Source organism: Pseudonocardia sp. Ae505_Ps2 (assembly GCF_001932425.1).
In the GTDB taxonomy this organism is placed as follows: Bacteria; Actinomycetota; Actinomycetes; order Mycobacteriales; family Pseudonocardiaceae; genus Pseudonocardia.
On the sequence record NZ_MCIP01000001.1, the window covers coordinates 5,459,044 to 5,480,808 of the forward strand.

21 protein-coding genes are annotated in these 21,765 nt (G+C 74.1%); 11 read left to right on the forward strand and 10 right to left on the reverse strand.

Features of this window, described 5'->3' with window-relative positions; translation table 11 throughout:
- Window positions 1-112 precede the first annotated feature (112 nt).
- From Ae505Ps2_RS25385 to Ae505Ps2_RS25400, 4 genes are all read left to right on the forward strand, one after another.
- Window positions 113-811 (forward strand): DUF2848 domain-containing protein, encoded by a 699-nt coding sequence (locus Ae505Ps2_RS25385; protein ID WP_020622815.1) that lies wholly within the window; start codon window positions 113-115, stop codon window positions 809-811.
- 29 nt (window positions 812-840) lie between these two features.
- Window positions 841-1,242: a MauE/DoxX family redox-associated membrane protein gene (locus Ae505Ps2_RS25390; protein ID WP_075311264.1), complete on the forward strand. Its 402-nt coding sequence runs from the start codon at window positions 841-843 to the stop codon at window positions 1,240-1,242.
- A gap of 134 nt (window positions 1,243-1,376) precedes the next feature.
- Window positions 1,377-2,840, forward strand: coding sequence for a glycosyltransferase family 39 protein (locus Ae505Ps2_RS25395; RefSeq protein WP_075311262.1), 1,464 nt, complete (start codon window positions 1,377-1,379; stop codon window positions 2,838-2,840).
- A gap of 99 nt (window positions 2,841-2,939) precedes the next feature.
- A complete protein-coding gene (locus tag Ae505Ps2_RS25400; RefSeq protein ID WP_075554055.1) occupies window positions 2,940-3,815 on the forward strand; it encodes a DNA-formamidopyrimidine glycosylase family protein in 876 nt (291 codons plus the stop codon).
- Window positions 3,816-3,950: 135 nt separating this feature from the next.
- On the opposite strand, the gene Ae505Ps2_RS25405 is transcribed toward Ae505Ps2_RS25400, so the two are convergent.
- From Ae505Ps2_RS25405 to rimO, 4 genes are all read right to left on the reverse strand, one after another.
- Entirely contained in the window at window positions 3,951-4,799 is an 849-nt protein-coding gene (locus tag Ae505Ps2_RS25405; RefSeq protein WP_075311258.1) for a PspA/IM30 family protein, read from the reverse strand.
- A gap of 189 nt (window positions 4,800-4,988) precedes the next feature.
- A complete protein-coding gene (locus tag Ae505Ps2_RS25410; protein WP_020623215.1) occupies window positions 4,989-5,360 on the reverse strand; it encodes a helix-turn-helix transcriptional regulator in 372 nt (123 codons plus the stop codon).
- 135 nt (window positions 5,361-5,495) lie between these two features.
- Window positions 5,496-6,113 carry a CDP-diacylglycerol--glycerol-3-phosphate 3-phosphatidyltransferase gene (pgsA, locus tag Ae505Ps2_RS25415; protein WP_020623216.1) on the reverse strand — a complete coding sequence of 206 codons (618 nt, stop codon included), beginning with the start codon at window positions 6,111-6,113 and terminating at the stop codon, window positions 5,496-5,498.
- On the reverse strand, window positions 6,110-7,606 hold the full coding sequence (rimO, locus tag Ae505Ps2_RS25420) for a 30S ribosomal protein S12 methylthiotransferase RimO (RefSeq protein ID WP_083695117.1): 1,497 nt from the start codon (window positions 7,604-7,606) through the stop codon (window positions 6,110-6,112). The genes pgsA and rimO overlap by 4 nt, the downstream gene beginning before the upstream one ends.
- Window positions 7,607-7,658: 52 nt before the next feature.
- On the opposite strand from rimO, the gene Ae505Ps2_RS25425 reads away from it, so the two are divergent.
- The 4 genes from Ae505Ps2_RS25425 to Ae505Ps2_RS25440 are packed head-to-tail and all read left to right on the forward strand — an operon-like array spanning window position 7,659 to window position 9,917.
- A complete protein-coding gene (locus Ae505Ps2_RS25425) occupies window positions 7,659-8,180 on the forward strand; it encodes an amino-acid N-acetyltransferase (RefSeq protein WP_249265349.1) in 522 nt (173 codons plus the stop codon).
- A gap of 28 nt (window positions 8,181-8,208) precedes the next feature.
- Window positions 8,209-9,069, forward strand: a complete 861-nt coding sequence (locus Ae505Ps2_RS25430; protein WP_084786432.1) for a helix-turn-helix transcriptional regulator — start codon at window positions 8,209-8,211, stop codon at window positions 9,067-9,069.
- Window positions 9,066-9,452, forward strand: coding sequence for a VOC family protein (locus Ae505Ps2_RS25435; protein WP_075311256.1), 387 nt, complete (start codon window positions 9,066-9,068; stop codon window positions 9,450-9,452). Before Ae505Ps2_RS25430 ends, Ae505Ps2_RS25435 begins: the two co-directional genes overlap by 4 nt.
- A gap of 3 nt (window positions 9,453-9,455) precedes the next feature.
- Entirely contained in the window at window positions 9,456-9,917 is a 462-nt protein-coding gene (locus Ae505Ps2_RS25440) for a tRNA (cytidine(34)-2'-O)-methyltransferase (protein ID WP_075311254.1), read from the forward strand.
- Here Ae505Ps2_RS25440 and Ae505Ps2_RS25445 read toward each other — a convergent pair.
- Window positions 9,910-10,770: a GntR family transcriptional regulator gene (locus tag Ae505Ps2_RS25445; protein WP_075311252.1), complete on the reverse strand. Its 861-nt coding sequence runs from the start codon at window positions 10,768-10,770 to the stop codon at window positions 9,910-9,912. The genes Ae505Ps2_RS25440 and Ae505Ps2_RS25445 overlap by 8 nt on opposite strands.
- Window positions 10,771-10,866: 96 nt before the next feature.
- Between Ae505Ps2_RS25445 and Ae505Ps2_RS25450 the strand changes: the two genes are divergently transcribed.
- Complete coding sequence (locus tag Ae505Ps2_RS25450; protein WP_075311250.1) at window positions 10,867-12,018, forward strand: FAD-dependent monooxygenase; 1,152 nt, start codon at window positions 10,867-10,869, stop codon at window positions 12,016-12,018.
- A 39-nt stretch (window positions 12,019-12,057) separates the two neighbouring features.
- Here the strand turns inward: Ae505Ps2_RS25450 and Ae505Ps2_RS25455 are convergent, their stop codons facing one another.
- From Ae505Ps2_RS25455 to Ae505Ps2_RS25475, 5 genes are all read right to left on the reverse strand, one after another.
- Window positions 12,058-12,960 (reverse strand): YceI family protein, encoded by a 903-nt coding sequence (locus tag Ae505Ps2_RS25455; protein ID WP_233147469.1) that lies wholly within the window; start codon window positions 12,958-12,960, stop codon window positions 12,058-12,060.
- Window positions 12,961-13,095: 135 nt separating this feature from the next.
- Window positions 13,096-15,687 (reverse strand): DNA translocase FtsK, encoded by a 2,592-nt coding sequence (locus Ae505Ps2_RS25460; RefSeq protein WP_083702282.1) that lies wholly within the window; start codon window positions 15,685-15,687, stop codon window positions 13,096-13,098.
- A 79-nt stretch (window positions 15,688-15,766) separates the two neighbouring features.
- Window positions 15,767-17,455, reverse strand: a complete 1,689-nt coding sequence (locus Ae505Ps2_RS25465) for a ribonuclease J (RefSeq protein ID WP_043277545.1) — start codon at window positions 17,453-17,455, stop codon at window positions 15,767-15,769.
- A gap of 168 nt (window positions 17,456-17,623) precedes the next feature.
- Window positions 17,624-18,655 carry a 4-hydroxy-tetrahydrodipicolinate synthase gene (gene dapA, locus Ae505Ps2_RS25470; RefSeq protein WP_020623227.1) on the reverse strand — a complete coding sequence of 344 codons (1,032 nt, stop codon included), beginning with the start codon at window positions 18,653-18,655 and terminating at the stop codon, window positions 17,624-17,626.
- A gap of 38 nt (window positions 18,656-18,693) precedes the next feature.
- Entirely contained in the window at window positions 18,694-19,167 is a 474-nt protein-coding gene (locus tag Ae505Ps2_RS25475) for a TIGR03085 family metal-binding protein (RefSeq protein WP_349289839.1), read from the reverse strand.
- 317 nt (window positions 19,168-19,484) lie between these two features.
- On the opposite strand from Ae505Ps2_RS25475, the gene Ae505Ps2_RS25480 reads away from it, so the two are divergent.
- A complete protein-coding gene (locus tag Ae505Ps2_RS25480; protein ID WP_083695124.1) occupies window positions 19,485-20,798 on the forward strand; it encodes an MFS transporter in 1,314 nt (437 codons plus the stop codon).
- Between the two features lie 188 nt (window positions 20,799-20,986).
- On the forward strand, window positions 20,987-21,727 hold the full coding sequence (locus Ae505Ps2_RS25485; protein ID WP_060712822.1) for a Crp/Fnr family transcriptional regulator: 741 nt from the start codon (window positions 20,987-20,989) through the stop codon (window positions 21,725-21,727).
- Window positions 21,728-21,765: the final 38 nt, after the last annotated feature.

A 21,765-nucleotide genomic window follows, 5' to 3' on the forward strand; every position in this document is an offset into this window, starting at 1 on the left:
CCCGGGGTCGGGGCGGTGGGGTGGACGAGGCTCATACTTGCTGTATACACAGTGTGTGCGCAACCCTCGTGCGCATCGGTAACGCGACGTACACATCTGACGGAGGTCCCCCGTGACGCTCGAGCTGACCCTGCCCGACGGCGACACCCGCTCGGTGGAGGTCCACCGGGTCTTCAACGCCGGCTACGCCGGCCGCGCCCAGGAGGAGGTCGCCGCGCACGTCGCCGAGCTGGCCGAGCTGGGTGTGCCCGCCCCGGACACGGTGCCCGCGCTGTACCCGGTCTCGCCGTACCTGGCGTCGCAGACCGACCGGGTCCCCGCCCAGCACGACCGGACCTCCGGCGAGGCGGAGTGGGCACTGGTCGTCGGCGACGACGTCACCGACCCGCTGCTGACCGTCGCGTGCGACCACACCGACCGCGCGCTGGAGGTGCACGGTGTGGCCTGGAGCAAGAACGCCGGTCTCGACGTCCTGGGGCGCAAGGCCTGGCGGCTCTCGGAGGTCGCCGACCGGCTCGACGACATCACCCTGCGCGCGTGGGTCCGTCACGGCGGCGACCACGACGGCACCGAGGCGCTCGTGCAGGACGCGACGCTGGCAGCCCTGCTGCCGCCCGCCTACTGGGTCGAGGTGCTGCGCGAGCGCGGCTGGCTGGTGCCCGGCACCGTCCTGCTGTCGGGGACCGTCGCGATGAAGGCGGGGGTCGACCAGTTCGCCGACGCCTGGCGGGTGGAGCTGCACGACCCCGCCACCGGCGACACGATCGGCCTGACCTACGAGGTCGACCGGCTCCCGGCGCCGATCGGCTGACCGCCCGGCCGGGTGGCACCATCCCGGTCATGATCCGTCGCTCCCCCACCACCCCGTCCCGCGACCGGCGCCTCGCCGTCGGGCTCGCGGGGCTGCTCGGCACCGCCGCCGTCCTGCACGCGGTGCGGCCCGAGCCGTTCGACTCGATCGTGCCGCGCAGCCTGCCCGGTGAGCCCCGGTTCTGGACCTACGCCTCCGGGCTCGCCGAGGGTGCCGTCGCCGCGGCGGTCGCGCTTCCGCGGACCCGGCGTGCGGGCGGCTGGGCCGCGGCCGCGCTGTTCGCGGCGGTGTTCCCGGCGAACGTGTCGATGGCGCTGCACTGGAACCGCAAGGCTCCGCTGTACCGGGCAATCGGCTGGGGGCGGCTGCCGCTGCAGGTCCCGCTGGTGCTGTGGGCGCTCCGGATCGCCCGCAGCGCCCCGCGCGGCTGACCCGAGGATGGGCCGCCGGTAGACCGAAGTCGATCGTCGACCACCCGATGCCCGCTGCGCCGGAGGGACCCGCCGGGGTCTGATGGCGCCGGGCCCGGGACCGACGGCGCCCACGTCGTCGCTCGGGGGGACACATGACGTCGTCGACCACGGTCCGGGACTCCGACGCCGCACCCGCGGCCGTCCCTCCGCTCGCGCGGCTGCCCGTGGGGATCGTCGCCGCGGTGGTGGCCGCCGTCCACCTCGTGATGGGGGCGCTGGGCCGCGGGCACTGGTTCGACGAGGCGCTGATGCTCGCGATCGGGCGTCACCACCTGGACTGGGGATCGGCCGACCAGCCGCCGGTCGCGCCGGCACTGGCCGGGCTCGCCGACGCCCTCGCGCCGGGGGTGAACGGGGTGCTGCGGATCGTGCCGTCCCTGTCGACGGCCGGCGCGGTCGTCGTCGCGGCGCTGATCGCCCGCGAGCTGGGCGGGGACCGCAGGGCCCAGGTGCTCACCGCGCTCGCCCAGGCCACCGGGCTGTGGGTGACGATGTTCGGGCACTTCGTGACGCCGTACTCGCTCGAACCGCTGCAGTGGGCGCTGCTGCTGTGGCTGCTGGTCCGCTGGACCCGGGTCCGCGACGACCGGCTGCTCCTCGCCGTCGGGCCGCTGCTCGGCCTGGCCGCGCTCACGAAGTTCCAGGTGATCCTGCTCGGCGCGGTGCTGGTGGTCGCGATCGGCGTGGCCGGGCCGCGGGCGATGCTGCGCCGGCCGGCGTTCTGGTGGGCCGCGCTGGTCGGGGCGCTGATCGCGTCGCCGACGCTGGTGTGGCAGGCCGTGCACGGCTGGCCGCAGCTGCGGATGACCGCGGTCGTCGCGCAGGAGTCGATCCTGTTCGGCGGGCCGGGCCCGAACGCGGTGGCGATGCTGCTGCTGGCGGGCCTGCTCGGCACGGTGCTCGTGGTGGTCGGCGCGGTCGCGGCGTTCACGGCGCCGCGGCTGCGGCCCTACCGCTTCGTGGCGGTCACCTTCCTGCTGCTGTGGGTCGTGTTCGCGGTGACCGTCGGGCGCGCCTACTACCTCTGCGGGCTGCACGGCGCCGTCGCCGCGCTCGGTGCGGTGTGGTTCCAGCAGCGGCGCGAGGCCGGGCGACGACGGTGGTCCTGGATGGCGTGGCCCGCGGGGGTGCTGTCGGTCGCCCTCGCCACGGCGATGCTGTCCGCGAGCGTCGCCGCGGCCGACCCCGCCGTGCCGGAGCGGATCGTCACCGAGGTCGCCCGGGTGCGCGACGGGCTGCCCCCGGACCGGCGCGACCGTGCGGTCGTGGTGGGCGACTCCTACATCTTCGCCGCCTACGTCGACACCGCCGACCCCGCGCTGGGCCTGCCCCCCGGGTACAGCGGCAACCGCAGCTACGGCTACTTCGACCCGCCCCCGGACGACCAGGACGTCGTGATCTTCCTCGGGAAGGACCCCGGCCTGCTCGCGCCCACCGGGGTGGCGCTGCGGCCGGTCGCCGACCTCGGCGACGGCAACCGCATCTGGCTGGGCGAGGGCATGACGCATCCGTGGTCGCAGGTGTGGCCGCAGCTGCGGACACTCGTGCTCGACTGAGCCGTCGACCCAGCCGTCGACCCAGCCGGGCGCCCGGGCCCGGCCGGGTCGTCCGCCGAGCCCGGGCCGGGTCCGGCCGGCCCGGGTAGCGTCGCGATCGTGCCCGAGGGAGACACCGTGTACCTGGCCGGCAAGCGGCTGCACGCCGCGCTGGCCCGGCACGAGCTGCTGCGCGGCGAGCTGCGCCACCCGCGGCTGGTCGAGCACGACCTGGCCGGGCTGACCGTCACCGGCGTCGTCTCCGTCGGCAAGCACCTGTTCACCCGTTTCGACGACGGCCGCAGCCTGCACAGCCACTTCCGGATGGACGGCTCCTGGCACCTGTACCGGCCCGGGATGCGCTGGCGCCGGGTCGCCCACGAGGCGCGCGCGGTGCTGGCGACCGCCGACCGGGTCGCCGTCGGGTTCGCCCTGCACGACCTGGAGCTGCTCCCGACCGACGACGAGCACACCCTCGGCGGGCATCTCGGACCCGACCTGCTCGACCCGGCCTGGGGGCCCGCCCACGACGCCGAGGCGCTGCGCCGGATGACCGCCCGCGCCGACCACCCGCTCGGGCTGGTGCTGCTCGAACAGCGGGTCATGGCCGGCCTCGGCAACCTCTACCGCAACGACATCTGCTTCCTGCTCGGACTCACCCCGTGGGTGCCGGTCCGCGACGTACCCGACCTGCCCGGGGTCATCGACCTGTCGCGGCGGCTGCTGTCGTCGAACAAGGACCGCCCGGAGCAGACCACTACCGGCTCGCTGGCCGCGGGCGAGGCGCACTGGGTGTTCGAACGGGCCGGGCGGCCGTGCCGCCGCTGCGGCACCCGCATCCGGACCGCCGACCAGGGCGACGACCACCGGGCCCGGGTCACCTACTGGTGCCCGCGCTGCCAGGCCGGGCCGTCGCCGCGCCCGGTGCGCCGCGGCACCGGCCCGCGCCGCGGCGCACCCGGGCGGCCGCCGCCCGGCGCGGCCCGCACGCCCTGACCACGTCGGCCACGTCGCGACCGACGGCCGGAGCAGGCCCGGAGCCGCATCGACCGGCCCGGGCGGGCCCGGACACACGTCCGCCGCGACCCCGGGATCGGGACCGCGGCGGACGGTGTGGAACGGCTGAGCGGCTCAGGCGGTGCCGGGCTGCTGCTGGTTCTGGGTGTTCTGCTGCTGGGCCGGTGCCGGCGAGGACGGCAGCTGCTGGGTCGCCTCGCCCTGGCCGACCTGCGGGGCCTGCTGGCCACCGGCGATCGGCGCCCCGGACATCGACGCCCGGATCTGCTCCAGCCGCGACATGCCGGCCATGTCGGTGGTCGACTGCTGGACCTCCAGCATCCGGCCCTGCACCGAGTTCTGGGCCAGCTCCGCGGACCCGAGCGCGGTGGCGTACCGCTTCTCGATCTTGTCGCGGACCTCGTCGAGCGAGGGCGCGTTGCGCGGCGCGGACAGCTCGCTCATCTGCTGCAGCGACTTCGCGGCCTGCTCCTGCATCTTGGCCTGCTCGAGCTGGCTGAGCAGCTTGGTGCGCTCGGCGATCTTCTGCTGCAGCATCATCGAGTTCCGCTCGACGGCCTGCTTAGCCTGGGCGGCGGCACCGATCGACTGGTCGTGCAGCGTCTTGAGGTCCTCGACGCCCTGCTCCGCGGTCACCAGCTGGGTCGCGAAGGTCTGCGCCGACTGCTCGTACTGCTGGGCCTTCTGCTCGTCGCCCTGGGAGCGGGCCTGGTCGGCCAGCACGAGTGCCTGCCGCGCCGACGACTGCAGCTTCTCGATCTCACCCAGCTGCCGGTTCAGCTTCATCTCCAGCTGACGCTGGTTGCCGATCACCGCGGCGGCCTGCTGCGACAGCTGCTGGTGCTGGCGCTGGGCGTCCTCGATGGCCTGCTGGATCTGCACCTTCGGGTCGGCGTGCTCGTCGACCTTCGACGAGAACAGGGCCGACAGATAGCTGAAGAACTTGGTGAATCCGTTGGCCATCTCTGCGCGTCCTCCGCCTGCGTTCGCTCGCGACCGTGCCCGCCACCACGGCGGGCGTGCGGACCCCGGACCGACCCCGCGTTCCCCCCGTGGTCGGAACCGGGCCTCCGGCCCTGTCCATCCTGGCATCGCTGCCGGTCTGCCCGCACCCTACCGCGCAGGAGCGGTCGGCCGGGGTCGGCGGTGCGATCAGGCGGCCGAGGCCACCGGGCCGCCCGAGGACGCCGGTGCGGCGACCACGGAACCCGGCCGGCCGGCCAGCCGCAGCTCGGCGTGACGCTGCCCGATCGGGACGAGCACGTCGTCACGGCGGCTCGCGGCCGCGGCGGAGGTCGCCGTCGCCATCTCGGCGGCGACGGTGGTCAGCAGGTCCGGCACGGAGACCCCGAGTGCCTCGCAGATCGCCGCGAGCAGCTCGCTGGAGGGCTCCTTGCGCCCGCGCTCGACCTCGGAGAGGTACCCGAGGCTCACCCGCGCGGCCCGCGAGATGTCGCGCAGCGTGCGCCGGCGCGCCGTGCGCACCTCACGCAGCCCACTGCCGATCGCTTCCCGCAGCAGCATGTGCCCTCCTCGACTGCTCCCCGGACATCCGGTGATGTCTCACCGTACCGACTTCTCCGGTTCCTCCGCGCCGTGACGCTGTACGCCCACGGCGAACACCTCAACGCCGCACGGGCGCCGGATCGTCCCCGCAGGTCAGGCGGCCCGGGGCCGGACGGCCTTGCGGACGTAGTCGGCGCCGGTCACCACGGTGAGCACCAGCGCGACGGCCATCACCGCCCACTGGAGCACGAGCACGGCGGTCGCGGCGGTGGTGCCGGGGCCCAGCAGCTCGGGCAGCGGCAGCAGGAACAGCCCGATCGCGACCGTCTGGGCGACGGTCTTGGCCTTGCCGCCGCGGCTGGCCGGGATGACGCCGTGCCGGCGGATGACGACGAAGCGCAGCACGGTGATGCCCAGCTCGCGGACGACGATCACGATCGTCACCCACCAGGGCAGCACACCGAGGATCGACAGCCCGATCAGGGCCGCGCCCATCAGGGCCTTGTCGGCGATCGGGTCGACCAGTGCGCCGAACCAGGTGACGAGCCCCCGGCTGCGGGCCAGCTGGCCGTCGAGCCGGTCGGTGGCCGCCGCGACGACGAACACCGCGAACGCGACCAGCCGCCACACCACGTCCTCGCCGCCGCCGACGAACAGCGCGACCACGAACACCGGGACGAGCAGCAGCCGCAGGACCGTCAGCGCGTTCGCGATGTTCAGCAGGGGCGGGTCGCCGACTCCGGCGGCGCCCCCGGCCGGGTGCGAGCTCATCCGGCCGCGGAGGCCGCCGGGACGGCGGCGGCCGGTGCGTTCGGGTCGATCAGCTCGAGGGCCTCCACCAGCAGGTCGACGCCCTCGGTGTCCACGACGCGGCAGCGGACGAGGTCACCGGGACGCAGCGAGTCCGGCTCGGGGCCGTCCTGCGCCGCCGCGACGACGGTGCACTCGCCGTCGGCGTCGGGGCCCTGGTGGGCGGCACGACCGGTGCAGTCGTCCTCGTCGCCCTCGGCGGACTCGACCAGCACGACGACCTCGGTGCCGATGCGCTCCTCGGCACGCTGCTCCATCAGCTCGTCGACCAGCGCCGAGATCCGCGCGACGCGGGCCCTGACCTCGGCCGGATCGACGTGGCCGTCGTAGCCCTCGGCCTCGGTGCCGTCCTCGTCGGAGTAGCCGAACACCCCGACGGCGTCGAGCCGGGCGCCGGCCAGGAACGCCTCCAGCTCGGCGAGGTCCTCCTCGGTCTCGCCGGGGAACCCGACGATGACGTTGGAGCGGATCCCGGCCTCCGGCGCCAGCGCGCGGATGCGCTCGCAGAGGTCGAGGAAGTCGGTGCGCGACCCGAACCGGCGCATCCGGCGCAGCACCCGCGCCGACGCGTGCTGGAACGACAGGTCGAAGTACGGCGCGACGCCCGGCGTGGTCGCGATGACGCGCAGCAGGTCGGGCCGGAGCTCGGCGGGCTGCAGGTAGGCGACCCGGATCCGTTCGACGCCCTCGATCGCGGCGAGCTGCGGGAGCAGGTCGACCAGCGCGCGGGTGCCGCCGGGGAGGTCCTTGCCGTAGCTGGTGGAGTTCTCGCTGACCAGCACGAGCTCGCGCACGTCCTGCCGGGCGAGCCAGGCCGCCTCGCCGAGCACGTCGGCCGGCGGGCGGGACACGAAGCTGCCGCGGAAGCTCGGGATCGCGCAGAACGCGCAGCGGCGGTCGCAGCCCGAGGCCAGCTTGAGCGAGGCCACCGGCCCGCCGGACAGGCGGGTGCGCGCGATGTCGGGCACCCAGTCGTGGCCGGGGACCGAGACGTCCGCGGTCGCGGCCGGGCGCTCCGCCGGCGAGATGGGGAGGAGCTTGCGACGGTCGGTGGGGACGTGCGGGGCCGGGGCGTGCCCGCCCAGGACGTCGCCGAGCCGCTCGGCGAGCTCGGGGTAGGCGTCGAAGCCGAGCACCGCGTCGGCCTCGGGGAGGTCGGCGGCGAGCTCGGCGCCGTAGCGCTCGGCCAGGCACCCGACCGCGACGACCTTCGCCCCGGCGGGCCGTGCCACGTCCGCCGCGGCCAGCACCGTGTCGATCGAGTCCTTCTTCGCCTGCTCCACGAACCCGCAGGTGTTGACGACGATGACGTCGGGGCTGCCGTCCTCGGCGTCGACCAGTTCCCAGCCGGACCCGGCCAGACGACCGGCGAGCTCCTCGGAGTCGACCTCGTTGCGCGCGCAGCCCAGGGTCAGCAGGGCGGCGCGCCGGGGCGCAGTCTCGGGGGAAGCCACGAATACCAGGGTAGACGGCGCCGTCGGCGACCCCGGTCTAGGCTCTCCTGCCGTGCCCGACCCCGTGTCCGCCCCGGTCCCCGACGTGATCGTCCGCCGCGCCCGCACCCGCGACGTCCGCCGGATCCGTGAGCTCGTCGACGAGTACGCGGGCACCGTCCTGCTGGCCAAGGAGACCGTCACCCTCTACGAGGCGGTCCCGGAGTTCCTGGTCGCCGAGGTCGACGGCGTGGTCGTCGGCTGCGGCGCGCTGCACGTGCTGTGGGAGGACCTGGGCGAGATCCGCACGGTGGCGGTGTCGCCGTCGGTGCTGGGTCGCGGGGTGGGGCACCGGATCGTCTCCGCGCTGATCGACGGCGCGCGCGAGCTGGGCCTGGAGCGGCTGTTCGTGCTCACCTTCGAGAAGCAGTTCTTCGCCCGGCACGGCTTCGCCGAGATCGACGGGACGCCGGTGTCGGCCGAGGTGTTCGCGGCCATGCTGCGCAGCTACGACGCCGGCGTCGCCGAGTTCCTCGACCTCGCCCACGTCAAGCCGAACACCCTGGGCAACGTGCGGATGCTGCTCACGCTCTGACCCCGCCCGCGCCGCTACCCTGGCCCGCATGTCCGACGGGGCCCGGCGCTGGCGTCCCTCCGCACGTCTGCGCCCGCTGGTCTCCGGGATCTGGTGCTGGTCCTCGCCCGCGGGTCCGGCGGGGACGCACCAGGGCGTGTCGAGCGCCCACCTGACCGTCGTGCTCTGCCTGGACGGCACGGTCGACCTGCTCGCGGCTCCGGACCCGCGACGCGGCCCGGGCCGGTTCACCGCATCGGCGGCCGGTCTGCACACCGCGCCCGCGCTGCTCGCCGCCGGCGCCCCGCAGTCCGGGATGCAGCTGGAGATGACCTGGCGCGGCGCCCGCACGCTGCTCGGGCTGCCCGCCGGCGAGCTGGCCGGCGACGTCGTCGACCTCGCGCTGCTCCTCCCCGACCTGGACACCCTGCTCGACCGACTGCGCGCCGAGCCGGGGTGGGCCGGGCGGTGCGCACTGCTCGACGCCGCGCTGTGCCGCGGCGCCGACGCCCGGGACGGCCCCGGCGAGCCGGCGCCGGAGGTCGTGCACGCCTGGGAGCTGCTGGTCCGCAGCGGCGGGACGGCGCGTGTCGCCGACGTCGCCGGGGAGGTCGGCTGGTCGCCACGCCACCTCGGTGAACGGCTGCGACGCGAGACCGGGCTCGCGACGAAGGCCGCGGCACGGGTCATCCGGTTCGAGCGGGCGTGCACGCTGCTGCGCCGCCCGTCGGCTCCCCCACTCGCCAAGCTGGCCGCGACCTGCGGCTACAGCGACCAGCAGCACCTGGCCCGCGACTTCCGCGAGCTCGCGGGGACGACCGCGCTGAGCTGGCGGGCCGAGCGGGTCGCGCCGGCGGCTCCGATTCGTCCACGACCGGCCCGCGCGGCCTCGGCACCCTCGTCCTCATGAGCGACCTGCCCGGCCTCTGGCCCAGCCTGTCCAGCCCCGACCCACGCGCCCTGGTCACGTTCCTGACCTCGGCGCTGGACTTCACCGAGCGTGCCGTCCACACCGGCGACGACGGCGCCATCGTCCACGCCGAGCTGGTACGCCCCGGGTCGACCGGCGCCCCCGGCGGCGTGATGCTCGGCCCCACCCACGACGGGTGCCGCCCGCCGGGCGGCGCCGCCGTCCACCTGGTCTGCGACGACCCGGACGCCCTGTTCGCCCGCGCCGTCGCGACCGGGGCCACCGTCGTGCACGCGCCCTTCGACGCCGAGTACGGCAGCCGTCTGTTCGAGATCGCCGACCCGGACGGGAACCACTGGAGCGCGGGCACCTGGTACGAGTAGCGCGTGGTCCGCCTCGCCCTGCACACCCCGGAGATCCCGCCGAACACCGGCAACGCGATCCGGCTCGCCGCGAACACCGGCGCCGAGCTGCACCTGGTCCGGCCGCTCGGCTTCTCCCTCGACGAACGCTCGGTGCGCCGGGCCGGGCTCGACTACGCCGATCTCGCCGAGATCGTCGTGCACGACGACACGGCCGCGTTCGCCGGCTGGGTGCGGGCCGCCGGGGCGCGGGTGTTCGCGTTCGTGCCGGGTGCGCCGGTCCGCTACACCGACGTCGCCTACTCCTGCGGGGACGTGCTGCTGTTCGGCCGCGAGTCGACCGGACTCCCGCCCGAGGTCGCGGCGGCGGACTGGGTGACGGGCACGGTGGCGCTGCCGATGCGGCCGTCGAACCGCTCGCTGAACCTGGCCAACGCCGCCGCCGTCGCCGTCTACGAGGCGTGGCGGCAGCAGGGGTTCAGCTGATCCCGTCGAGGAGCCGGGCGATCCCGGTGTCGAACACCCGCTGCAGGTCGTACGGGTAGTCGCCGACCCGGCGCAGCGCGGGCCCGCCGTGACGGCGCAGCGCGGCCCGCAGCCCCGGGTCGTGCTCGGACCAGGTGTCGGCGTCGACGCCGGTGTCGGCCTGCGCCTCCTGCTCCGCGGCCAGGGTCAGCGCCATCCCCCGCACGAATCCGGTCAGCGCCAGGTGCAGGTCGAACCGCTCCACCGGGTCCGCGACGACCTCCTCCAGCGCGGCCAGCTCGAACTCGGCGAAGCGCAGCAGCGACGGCAGCGCCTGCGGCCGGGACAGCGACAGCACCCGCGCCAGCCACGGGTGCCGCCGGTGCACCCGCCACTGGGCGTGCGCAGCGCCCTCCAGCCGGGCCCGCCACGGCCCGTCGGCCGGGGGCAGCACCAGCTCGGCGAAGACCGTCTCGAGCATCGCCAGCAGCAGCTCGTCCCGGCTGCGCACCAGCCGGTACAGCGACATCGTCGGCACGCCGAACGCCCCGGCGAGGCGCCGCATGGACAGCGCGGCCAGGCCCTCGTCGTCGGCGATGCCGATCGCGGTCCGCACCAGCCGGGCCGTGTCCGGTGGCGGAGCGGTGCCCGCAGGCGTGGCCCGTTCCGCCACCACCGACCCGACCCGCGCCGTCGTCCGCAGCAGACCCTCCTCGCGCAGCCGGGACAGCGCCCGGGCCGCGGTGGACATCGCGACACCGTGCTCGGCCACCAGCGCGCGCACCGACGGCGCGCGGTCCCCGGGCCGCAGATCCCCCGACTCGACACGGGCACGCACCGCGGCCGCGACCCGATCCGTGGGCGAACCGTCCACCGGCCACCTCCCTGTACCACCTGTGCCGCTACACGACACCCGTCATCCCAGCTCGCAGCGGCATCGTCGATGCGTACACCGTACCGAGGAGGACACATGACCGACATCCTGATCAGCGGGGCCGGTATCGCAGGGACGACGCTCGCGTGGTGGCTGCGCCGGCACGGGTTCCACCCGGTCGTCGTCGAGTCGGCGCCGAGGCCGCGGCCCGGCGGGCAGGCCGTCGACGTCCGGGGGCCCGCGCTGACCGTCGTCGACCGGATGGGGCTCGGAGCCGCACTGCGCGCCGCCCGCACCGCGATGGACGGCATGTCCCTGGTCGACGAGGACGGCACCGAGGTCTTCCGCAGCACCGAGGTGACACTCACCGGGGGGCCGGTCGCGAGCGACGACGTCGAGATCCTCCGCGACGACCTCGCCGCGCTGCTCACCGGCGCGCTCGACGGCGTCGAGCACCGGTGGGGCGACCGGGTCGTCGCGCTCGATCCGGACCCGGCGGGCGGGGCCCGGGTGCGCTTCGCCTCCGGCACCGAGGAGCACTACGACCTCGTGGTGGGCGCCGACGGCCAGCACTCCGGCGTCCGGCGCCTGGCTCTCGGCCCCGACGACGACGGCCGGCTGGTCCCCCTCGGCCAGCACGTCGCCGTGTTCACCCTGCCCAACACCTTCGGGCTGAGCCGCTGGCAGGTGTTCCTCCAGCGGCCGGACGCGATGGCCGGGCTCTACACCGCCCGCGACGACACCGAGGTCCGGGTGATGCTCGGCTTCTCCGACCCGGACGCCACCTACCACCACCGCGACCTCGGGGCGCAGCGCGCGCTGGTGACACGGCTTTTCGCCGGCGGGGGCTGGTGGCTGCCCGAGCTGCTCGCGGGGATGGACCGCGCCGAGGACCTGTACCTCACCCCGATCACCCAGGTCCGGCTGCCGACCTGGTCGCGCGGTCCGGTCGCGCTCCTCGGCGACGCCGCCTGGTGCCCCACGCTGCTGTCCGGTCAGGGCACCACGCTCGCCGTGGTCGGCGCCTACGTGCTGGCCGGGGAGCTCGCGTGCTCCGGCGGCGATCCCGGACCGGCGGCCGCCGCCCACGAACGGCGGATGCGCGACTGGGTGGAGGCCAACCAGGAGCTCGCGCTGACCAACGCCGCGCGGGTCCGGGACCTCACCGCCCCGGACGCCGCCGCGCCCGGGCTCGTCGAGCACTGGGCCGCGACCGCCGCGACGGCCCTCACGCTCCCCGAGTACTGAGCGCGGAGTACCGAGCCTCGAGTACCGAGCCGTGCGGGGTCAGGACTGCCGGACCGCCTGCACGTCGAGCTGGATCCGGATCGTCGACCCGACCACCGGCAGGCCCTTGGCGATGGTCTGCTGCCAGTTGAGCGTGTAGTGCTCCCGGTGCAGCTGGGTGGTGGCGATCGCACCGACCCGGTCGCCGTTCCACTCCGCCGAGCCCAGGAAGGTGGTGTCCAGCGAGACGTCGCTGGTCAGGCCGTGCAGGGTCAGGTCGCCGTCCACCGTCCACCGGTTCCCGCCGTGCGCGGCGAAGCGCACGCTGGAGAAGCGCAGCTCGGGGAAGCGCTCGACGTCGAGGAAGTCGGCGGAGCGCAGGTGGGTGTCGCGGGCGGCGACGTTGGCCGCGTCGATCACGACGTCCACCGAGGACTCCTCGAACGGCTCGGCGATCCGGATCTGCCCCTGGAACCGGTTGAACCGGCCGTACACCTTGGACATCCCGATGTGCCGGGCGACGAAGCGGACCGAGCTGTGGTCGCCGTCGATGACGAAGACACCGGGCCGCGGCGGGCGCAGCGCCGGGTCCTCACCGAGGACGATGTGGCCCATGTCGGCGTGCTCGCCCCAGGACACCTCGACGACGTCGGTGACCTGCTGGTAGCCGCCCGCCTCGACCCGCACCCGGTACCGGCCGGGCATCAGCGACGCGGCGAACCGGCCGAACGGGTCGGTCTCGACGTACACGGCACGCCGGTCCGCGGGGTCCATCACGGACACCTCGGTGCCGGCCAGCGCACCGCCCTGCTGGTCGCGGACCTGGCCGGACAGCACCCCGCCGGTCAGCGGAATCGGGACGAGGGCGTGCCGGTCGGTGGTGCCCCGCGCCGGGCGACGACGGTCCTTCTTCCTCCAGAACACCAGCCAGTACCTCCCCTGCCCGGCGTCGACGGGCAGCACGACGTGCGATCACCGGACGGCGACCCGAGGCCACTGTGGCACGAACGTGACCGTCCCGTTAAGCCGTGAGCCCGAAATGTCGATCACCGGCGGTGTCGGGATCATCACCGCCCGAGACCGTCACCCGGCGGGGGGTCACTCGTCGTCGGCGGCGACCTCGCCGCCGTCGGCGGTCCCGCCGCCCCGGATCAGGAGGAGCGCGCCCTCCAGCTCGTCCGGCTTGACCAGCACGTCGCGGGCCTTCGAGCCCTCCGAGGGCCCGACGATGTTGCGGGTCTCCAGCAGGTCCATCAGCCGGCCCGCCTTCGCGAACCCGACCCGCAGCTTGCGCTGCAGCATCGACGTCGACCCGAACTGCGAGGTGACGATCAGCTCAGTGGCCTGCAGCAGCAGGTCGAGATCGTCGCCGATGTCGGCGTCGATCTCCTTCTTCTCGCCGGCCTTCTGCGCGGTGACGCCCTCGGTGTAGCTGGGCTCGGCCTGCTCCTTGGTGAACGCGACGACCTTGGAGATCTCGTCGTCGTCGACGAAGGCGCCCTGCATGCGGACCGGCTTGCCGGCGCCCATCGGCAGGTAGAGCGCGTCGCCCATGCCGATCAGCTTCTCCGCGCCCGGCTGGTCGAGGATGACCCGGCTGTCGGTCAGTGACGACGTCGCGAACGCCAGCCGGGACGGGACGTTGGTCTTGATCAGACCGGTGACGACGTCCACCGACGGCCGCTGGGTCGCCAGGATCAGGTGGATCCCGGCCGCACGCGCCTTCTGGGTGATCCGGACGATCGCGTCCTCGACGTCGCGCGGGGCGGTCATCATGAGGTCGGCGAGCTCGTCGACGATGCACATGATGTACGGGTAGGGCCGGTACACCCGCTCCGATCCGGGCGGGGCGGTGATCTCCCCGGTGCGGACCTTGCGGTTGAAGTCGTCGACGTGCCGGACCCGGTTGGCCTGCATGTCCTGGTAGCGCTGCTCCATCTCCTCCACCAGCCAGGCCAGCGCCGCGGCGGCCTTCTTCGGCTGGGTGATGATGGGCGTGATCAGGTGCGGGATGCCCTCGTAGGGCGTCAGCTCGACCATCTTCGGGTCGATGAGGATCATCCGGACCTCGTCCGGCGTGGCCCGGGTCAGCAGCGACACCAGCATCGAGTTGACGAAGCTGGACTTGCCGGAGCCGGTGGAGCCCGCGACCAGCAGGTGCGGCATCTTCGCCAGGTTCGCGACGAGGTAGTGGCCCTCGATGTCCTTGCCCAGGCCGATGCCCATCGGGTGCTGCTCGGCGCGGGCGTTGCCCGAGCGCAGGACGTCGCCGAGGCGGACCATCTCGCGGTCGGTGTTGGGCACCTCGATGCCGACGGCGGACTTGCCGGGGATCGGCGCGAGGAGCCGCACGTTGTCGTTGGCGACGGCGTAGGCGAGGTTGCGCTGCAGCTGGGTGATCTTCTCGACCTTCACCGCCGGGCCGAGCTCGATCTCGTAGCGGGTGACCGTCGGGCCGCGGGTGAAGCCGGTGACCTGGGCGTCGACGTTGAACTGGTCGAGGACCCCGGTGATCGCCTCGATCATCGCGTCGTTGGCGGAGCTGCGGGACTTCGGCGGCGGGCCGGACTCCAGGGTGTCCGCCGGCGGAAGGATGTACTCGGTGTCGGACTGCGGCTGGCGGATCGCCATCGAGAGCTGCTCGCCCTCGATCGGCTCGTCGGCCACCTGCGGCGTCTCGACGACGGGCTTGCGCGGCTTCTTCGCCGGCGGCGCGGCGGCCGCGGGGACGGCGGCGGGGACGTCCTCCTCCGGGGCACCGGGCAGCGACGGGTCCACCGGGGCCGGGGCGTGCTCGCCCTCCTCCACCCGGAACGCGTCGGCCTCCGCGGCCCCCTGCCTGCGCCGCGCCGGGCGACGCCGCTTCGGGGTCTGGTCGGCGTCCTCGGCACGGCTCTCCCGCTCGGCGACGGCGTCGGCCACCGTGCGCGGGCGGTCCGCGCCGGACTCGCCCTCGCCGTCCTGCTCGGGCGGCAGCTGCCCGGTGAGCCTGCGGACACGGTCCGGCAGCTCCCGCACCGGGATCCCGGTGACCAGCAGCACCGAGTAGAGGGTCAGCAGGACGAGAACGGGGACGGCCGTCCACAGGCTGAGCCCGGCCTTCAGCGGGGTCCCCGCGACGTAGCCGAGCGCGCCGCCCGCGCCGCGCCAGGCGTCGGGCTCGGCGGGCGCTCCGGCGCCCAGGTGCACCAACCCGAGCACGCCGAGGGCGAGCAGCAGGCTGCCGGTCACGATCCGCGGCCGGGCCTCCGGGTGCCCCTCGGTGGTGACCAGCACGATGCCGATGCCCAGCAGGATCGCCGGCAGCGCGACGCCGGCCTGCCCCATCACCGCCTGCACGAGGAAGGTGAACCAGTAGCCGACCGAGCCGCCGGCCTGCCACCACAGCCCGGCGGCGGCGATGACGGCGAGCACGAGCATGCCGAACCCGATGCCGTCGCGGCGGTGCGCGGGGTCGATCTCGCGGGTGCGCCCGACCGCGCGCCCGGAGGCGCGGACGGTCTTGGCCACCCCCCGGCCGACCGCGTCGATCCCGCGGTCGACCAGGTCGGGGCCCTGGCGCCGGGCCGGCGGCCTCCGGCCTGCCGACGGACGCCTGCGGGCGGTGGACGCACGCGAGCCCGACCGCCCCGAGCCGCGGCCCGCGGCCGCAGTCGTGGTGGTCCTGCCCGTGCCCGTGCGTCCTGCCATGTCACACACGGTAGCCCGGTTCGGTGATCGAACCGGGGACCGACGCGGCTGTGGAGGGGTCGACGACCCCTCCACACGCTCACACCGCGATGACCGTGGGGACGATCATGGGGCGGCGACGGTAGGTGTCGGACACCCAGCGGCCGACCACGCGCCGCACGCCCTGGGCGATCCGGTGCGGGTCGGTGACGCCCTCGTTCTCCAGCCGGGACAGCTCGTCCTCGACCAGCGCCTGGGCGGCGTCGAGCGCCTTCGGGTCGTCGGAGAACCCGCGCCCGGACAGCGTCGGGCGCGACAGCGCGCGGCCGGTCTTGTGGTCGATCGCCACGTTGATCGCGATGAAACCGCCCTCGCCGAGCGCGATGCGGTCACCGAGCGTGGTCTCCCCCACATCGCCGACCGACAGCCCGTCGACGTAGACCTGGCCGACCTCGACCCGGCCGGTGATCGCCGCACGGCCGTCGACGAGGTCGACGACCACGCCGTTCTCCGCGATGACCACCGACTCCTCCGGCACCCCCGTGCGACGCGCGAGCGCGGCGTTGGCCCGCAGGTGGCGCCACTCCCCGTGCACCGGCATGACGTTCGACGGGCGCACCGCGTTGTAGAGGAACAGCAGCTCGCCGGCCGGGGCGTGCCCGGAGACGTGCACCTTGGCGTTGCCCTGGTGCACCACGGTGGCGCCGAGCCGGGTCAGCCCGTTGATCACGCCGAAGACGGCGGTCTCGTTGCCGGGGATCAGCGAGCTGGCCAGGATGATCGTGTCGTCCGGGCGGATCGTGATGCTGCGGTGGTCCCCGCGCGCCATCCGGGACAGCGCGGCGAGCGGCTCACCCTGCGATCCGGTGGAGACGAGGACCAGTTTCTCGTCGGGCAGGCGCATCGCCTCGTCGATGTCGACGAGCAGCCCCGGCGGGATGTTCAGCAGCGAGTGGTCGTCGGCCAGGCCCATGTTGCGGACCATGGATCGTCCGGTCAGGCACACCTTGCGGCCGTGGGCCTGCGCGGCGTCGAGCACCTGCTGGACACGGTGCACGTGGCTGGCGAAGCAGGCCAGGATGATGCGCGACGGCGCCCGGCGGACCAGGTCGGAGATGACGGGCCCGATGTCGGCCTCGGGGGTGACGAAGCCCGGCACCTCGGCGTTGGTGGAGTCGACCAGGAACAGGTCGACGCCCTCCTCGCCCAGCCGGGAGAACCCGCCCAGGTCGGTGAGCCGCCCGTCGAGCGGGAGCTGGTCGAGCTTGATGTCACCGGTGTGCAGCAGCAGCCCGGCTGGCGTGCGGACAGCGACGGCGACGGCGTCGGGGATCGAGTGGTTGACCGCGAAGTACTCGCAGTCCCACCCGCCGTGGGAGACGCGGTCGCCCTCGCGGATCTCCTGCAGGTGCGGGGTCAGGCGGTGCTCCTTGCACTTCGCCGCGACCAGGGCGAGCGTGAACCGGGACCCGACGACCGGGATGTCCGGGCGCATCCGCAGCAGCCACGGCACGGCACCGATGTGGTCCTCGTGGCCGTGGGTGAGCACGAGCGCGTCGATGTCGTCGAGGCGGTCCTCGATGGTGCGGAAGTCGGGCAGGATCAGGTCGATGCCCGGCTCGGAGTCGGAGGGGAACAGCACGCCGCAGTCGACGATGAGCAGCCGGCCCTCGTACTCGAAGACGGTCATGTTGCGACCGACCTCACCGATGCCGCCGAGCGCGTAGACGCGCAGGCCGCCCTGCGCGAGGGCGGGTGGCGGGCCGTCCGGGAGCTCCGGACGCTCGATGTGCTCCGGCGGCGCGGAGAGCGACCGGCCGGGCCGGTTGCGTCGGTCGTTGCGCTGGGGACTCACAGGGGTTCGTGCCTCACATGGGTTCGTGTTCTCGGGTTCGTGTCAGGGGGTCGGGTCGCGGCGCCGCGGGTCGGGCCGGGCGCGCGACGGCGACCGGGGGACCTACGTCCGGTGGTAGGCGACCTCGGCGCCGAGGTCCGCCGCGGTGCGGCCGCCCAGGGCGCCGTGGCCCGGCTGGTACAGCGGGAGGTTCGGGCGGGCCTGCGGGTCGAGCGCCACCCCGGCGACGGCGAGGTCCCCGGCGATCGCGGCGATCTGGTCCTCGCTGGCGGGCGGCAGCGGCAGCCGGGTGTCACCGACGTCGATGCCCCGCAGGCGCAGCGCGGTCTTGGCGAACACCGCGCCACCGACCCGACCCATCCCGCGGATCACCGGGAGCATCGCGTAGTGCAGCGCGCGGGCCCGCTGGTGCTCACCGGCGTGGTAGGCGTCGATCATGGCGCGCAGCCGGTCGGCGACGACGTGGCCGATCACGCTGACGAAGCCGACCGCCCCGACCGAGAGCCACGGCAGGTTCACCGGGTCGTCGCCGGAGTAGTAGGCGAGCGTGGTGGTGGCCAGCACCTCGGTGCCGACGCGCAGGTCGTTGCGGGCGTCCTTCACCGCGACGATGCGGGGGTTCTGCGCCAGGCGCTGGAAGGTGTCGACGTCGATGCCGATGACGCTGCGCGGCGGGATGTCGTAGAGCATCACCGGCAGGTCGCCCGCGTCGGCGACCGCGGTGAAGTGCGCGAGCAGGCCCTCCTGCGGCGGCCGGGAGTAGTACGGCGTGACCACGAGCAGCCCGTGCGCACCGGCGCGCTCCGCGCTGCGGGCCAGCTCGATCGAGTGCGCGGTGTCGTACGTACCGGCCCCGGCGACGATCGTCGCCCGATCCCCCACCGCGGACACGACCGCGCGGATCAGCTCGGACTTCTCGGTGTCCGACGTGGTCGGGCCCTCGCCGGTGGTGCCGTTGACGACGAGCCCGTCGTTGCCGAGGTCCACCAGGTGGGTCGCCAGCTCCTCGGCCTTGGCCAGGTCCAGCTCGCCGTCGGCGTCGAACGGCGTGACCATCGCGGTCAGCACCTCGCCGAACGGTCGGCGCGGCGGGTGCTGCTGCCCGCCGGGGGCGGGATCGGGACCGGTGCTCATGACTGGTGACGGTACCGCCCGGTACCGACGGATCCCGGTCAGATCCCGGTCGGTGCGCCGCGGTAGGCCTCCACGTCGGCGGGCAGACCGGTCACCTCGACCCGCGCCGCGTCCCGACCGAAGGCGTGCAGCACCAGCTCGGCGGGCTCGCCGGTCACCGTGACCACGCCGAACCCGGTCGCGACGACCTGGGTCGCGCCCTCCGGGCGGGCCAGGACCACGCCCACCGGGCTGCGCCGGAACAGCAGCCTGGCCTGGGTGTGCAGCAGGTTCCACAGCTGCCCGTCGCGCCCCGGGTCGGACGGGCGGGGCTCCCAGCCGGGCTCCCCGCGGCGCAGATCCTCGTGGTGGACGAAGAACTCGGCACCGTTGGCGATCTCGTCGATCTTGCCGACCTTGAACGGCGACCATGCGGGCGGGCCCTTGCGCAGGTCGTCGATCATGTTCGGCCAGGCCGCGGACGCGTAGCCGTCCATCGCCTTGTCGGTCATCGCCGACAGGGCGGGCAGCACGATCCCCCCCGGCGCTCCACGGCTGCCGCTCCCGGACCAGCAGGTGGGTGAGCAGGTCGCGGGCGTTCCAGCCCTCGCAGAGCGTCGGTCGGTCTGGTCCGGAGCGTTCGAACTCGGCGCAGAGGGCGGCACGTTCGGCGGTGGCGAGGCTCACCGTCCCCAACGTAGTGCCGGACGTGCGCGACCGCACCGCGACGACGGTCGACAGAAATCCGACGCAACGCACGTCTTGTGTAGCTGGTGATACAGATCTCACCCGTCCGTGTACGGATACTCCGATCCGTCCCACTCATCGCTTCTCGACGGGGAGAACACACGTGACGAACGCTGCCACCACGCAGCCACCGCGGTCGATGCGCCGGATCGCGCTCGCGAGCATGACCGGCACGGTCATCGAGTTCTACGACTTCTTCATCTACGGGACCGCCGCGGCCCTGGTGTTCAACAAGGTCTTCTTCCCCGAGCTCGGGGCGGCGGCCGGTACCGCACTCGCGCTGGCCACGTTCGGTGTCGCCTTCGTCGCGCGGCCGTTCGGGTCGGTGCTGTTCGGCCACTTCGGCGACCGCCTCGGCCGCAAGGGCACGCTGGTCACCACGCTCCTGCTGATGGGCTTCTCGACGCTCGCGATCGGCCTGCTGCCCACCACCGGCACGATCGGCGTCCTGGCGCCGATCCTGCTCGTGGTGCTGCGCATCCTGCAGGGCCTCGCCGTCGGCGGCGAGTGGGCCGGGGCGACCCTGCTCACCGCGGAGAACGCGCCGACCAAGGCCCGCGGGAAGTACGCGCTGTTCCCGCAGCTCGGCCCGTCGGTGGCCTTCGCGCTGGCTTCGGCGACCTTCCTGGTCACCGCGCTGACCATGAGCAACGAGGCGTTCCTGGCCTGGGGCTGGCGCATCCCGTTCATCGGCTCGGTGCTGCTCGTCGCGGTCGGGCTCTACGTGCGGCTCGCGCTGGAGGAGACGGCGGGCTTCCGCAACAGCGGCCCGGTGTCGACGAAGCTCCCGATCACCGAGGTGTTCACCACCCGGCCGGCCGCGGTGCTCCTCGGGGCGGGCTCGACCACCGCGGTGTTCGCCTTCTTCTACATCGGCGTCACCTACCTGACCAGCTACGGCACCCAGCAGCTGCAGCTGCCGCGCCCGTCGGTGCTGGCCATGGGCATCGTCGGCGGCATCGTCTTCGCCCTGACGACGATCGCCTCGGCGATCCTGTCCGACCGGGTCGGGCGACGGAAGATGGTCGTCGGCGGCAACATCGCCTCGGTCGCCGCCGGGCTGGTCGCGTTCCCGATCATCGACATCGGGACGGTGTGGTCGTTCGGGCTGGGCCTGTCGCTGGTGCTCGGCGTCGTCGGCATCGCCTACGGGCCGATCGGCGCCCAGCTGCCGGAGCTGTTCCCGACCCGCTTCCGCTACACCGGCGCCGGGATCGCCTACAACCTCGCCGGCGTGTTCGGCGGCGGCGTGGTCCCGCTGTTCGCCGCGGCACTCGCCGCGTCGACGCTGGGCAGCCTCGGCATCGGCCTGCTGCTCTCGGCGGTCTCGCTGCTCAGCCTGCTCTGCACGCTGGCCCTGCCGCAGACCGACGCGGACTCCCTCGCCGAGCAGGACGCGCAGCTCGCGGCCGCCTGACCGGCCACCGGGGCGGCCCGTCCGGGCGGGCCGCCCCGCACCCACCCGGTGCCGGCGGCCGCCGGCCGGCACCCCCGGACCCGACGGCCCGGACGCACCCCTCGGCGTCCGGGCCGTCCGCCTACCCGCGGGCGCCCCGGCCCGCTACCGTCCGGACGAACCATCGGCGACGGCCGGGAGGCGGGACCATGAGCAGCGCGGCGCGGAGGCCGGACGGCACCGTGCGGGCGCTGCCCGCACCCGATCCCGACGACCACCCGGTCTCACCGTTCCTGACCGCACCGTGGACCTCGGTGACCGCCCGGATCGCGGAGCTGGGCAGCCCCCGCCACTACGCCCGTGGCGAGCACGTCTACACCCAGGGCCAGCTGTCGTCGCGGTTCCACCTCGTCGTCTCCGGGCGGGTGCGGATCTACCTGCACCGTCCCGACGGCTCGGAACGCTCGCTGGCCTACGCCGAGCCCGGCGCCACCCTCGGCGAGGCGGCCTGCGTCGACGGACGGCCCCGCCACCTCGCCTCGGTCTGCACCCTGCCGTCGGAGATCGTCTCGGTGACCCGCGACGCGCTGCTGACCGCTGCCCGCGACGAGCCGGAACTCCTGCTCGAGATCACCCGTCGGATCGCCTACAAACAGCGGGTCATGCAGCTGCACGTGCTCATCGAGGGACTGCCCGCCCGCGAGCGGATCATCCTGCTGCTCGGCCACCTCGTGGAGGCCTACGGCGAGATCGCGCTCGACGAGGTGGCCCGGCTGTCGATCCGCCCCGCCGTCGACGAGCTGGGGCTGCTCGTGGGACTCACCCGGGTCACGACCAGCCGGGAGCTGTCCCGACTGGTCGCCGAGGGCCTGCTGGAGAAGGAGGGACGCGGGTTCGTCGTGCGGGACCTGCCGGACCTGCGACGACGGGTGCACGCCGTCCTCGCCTGAGCTCTCGCTCGGCAAGCCTCGCTCAGCACCGATGCTCG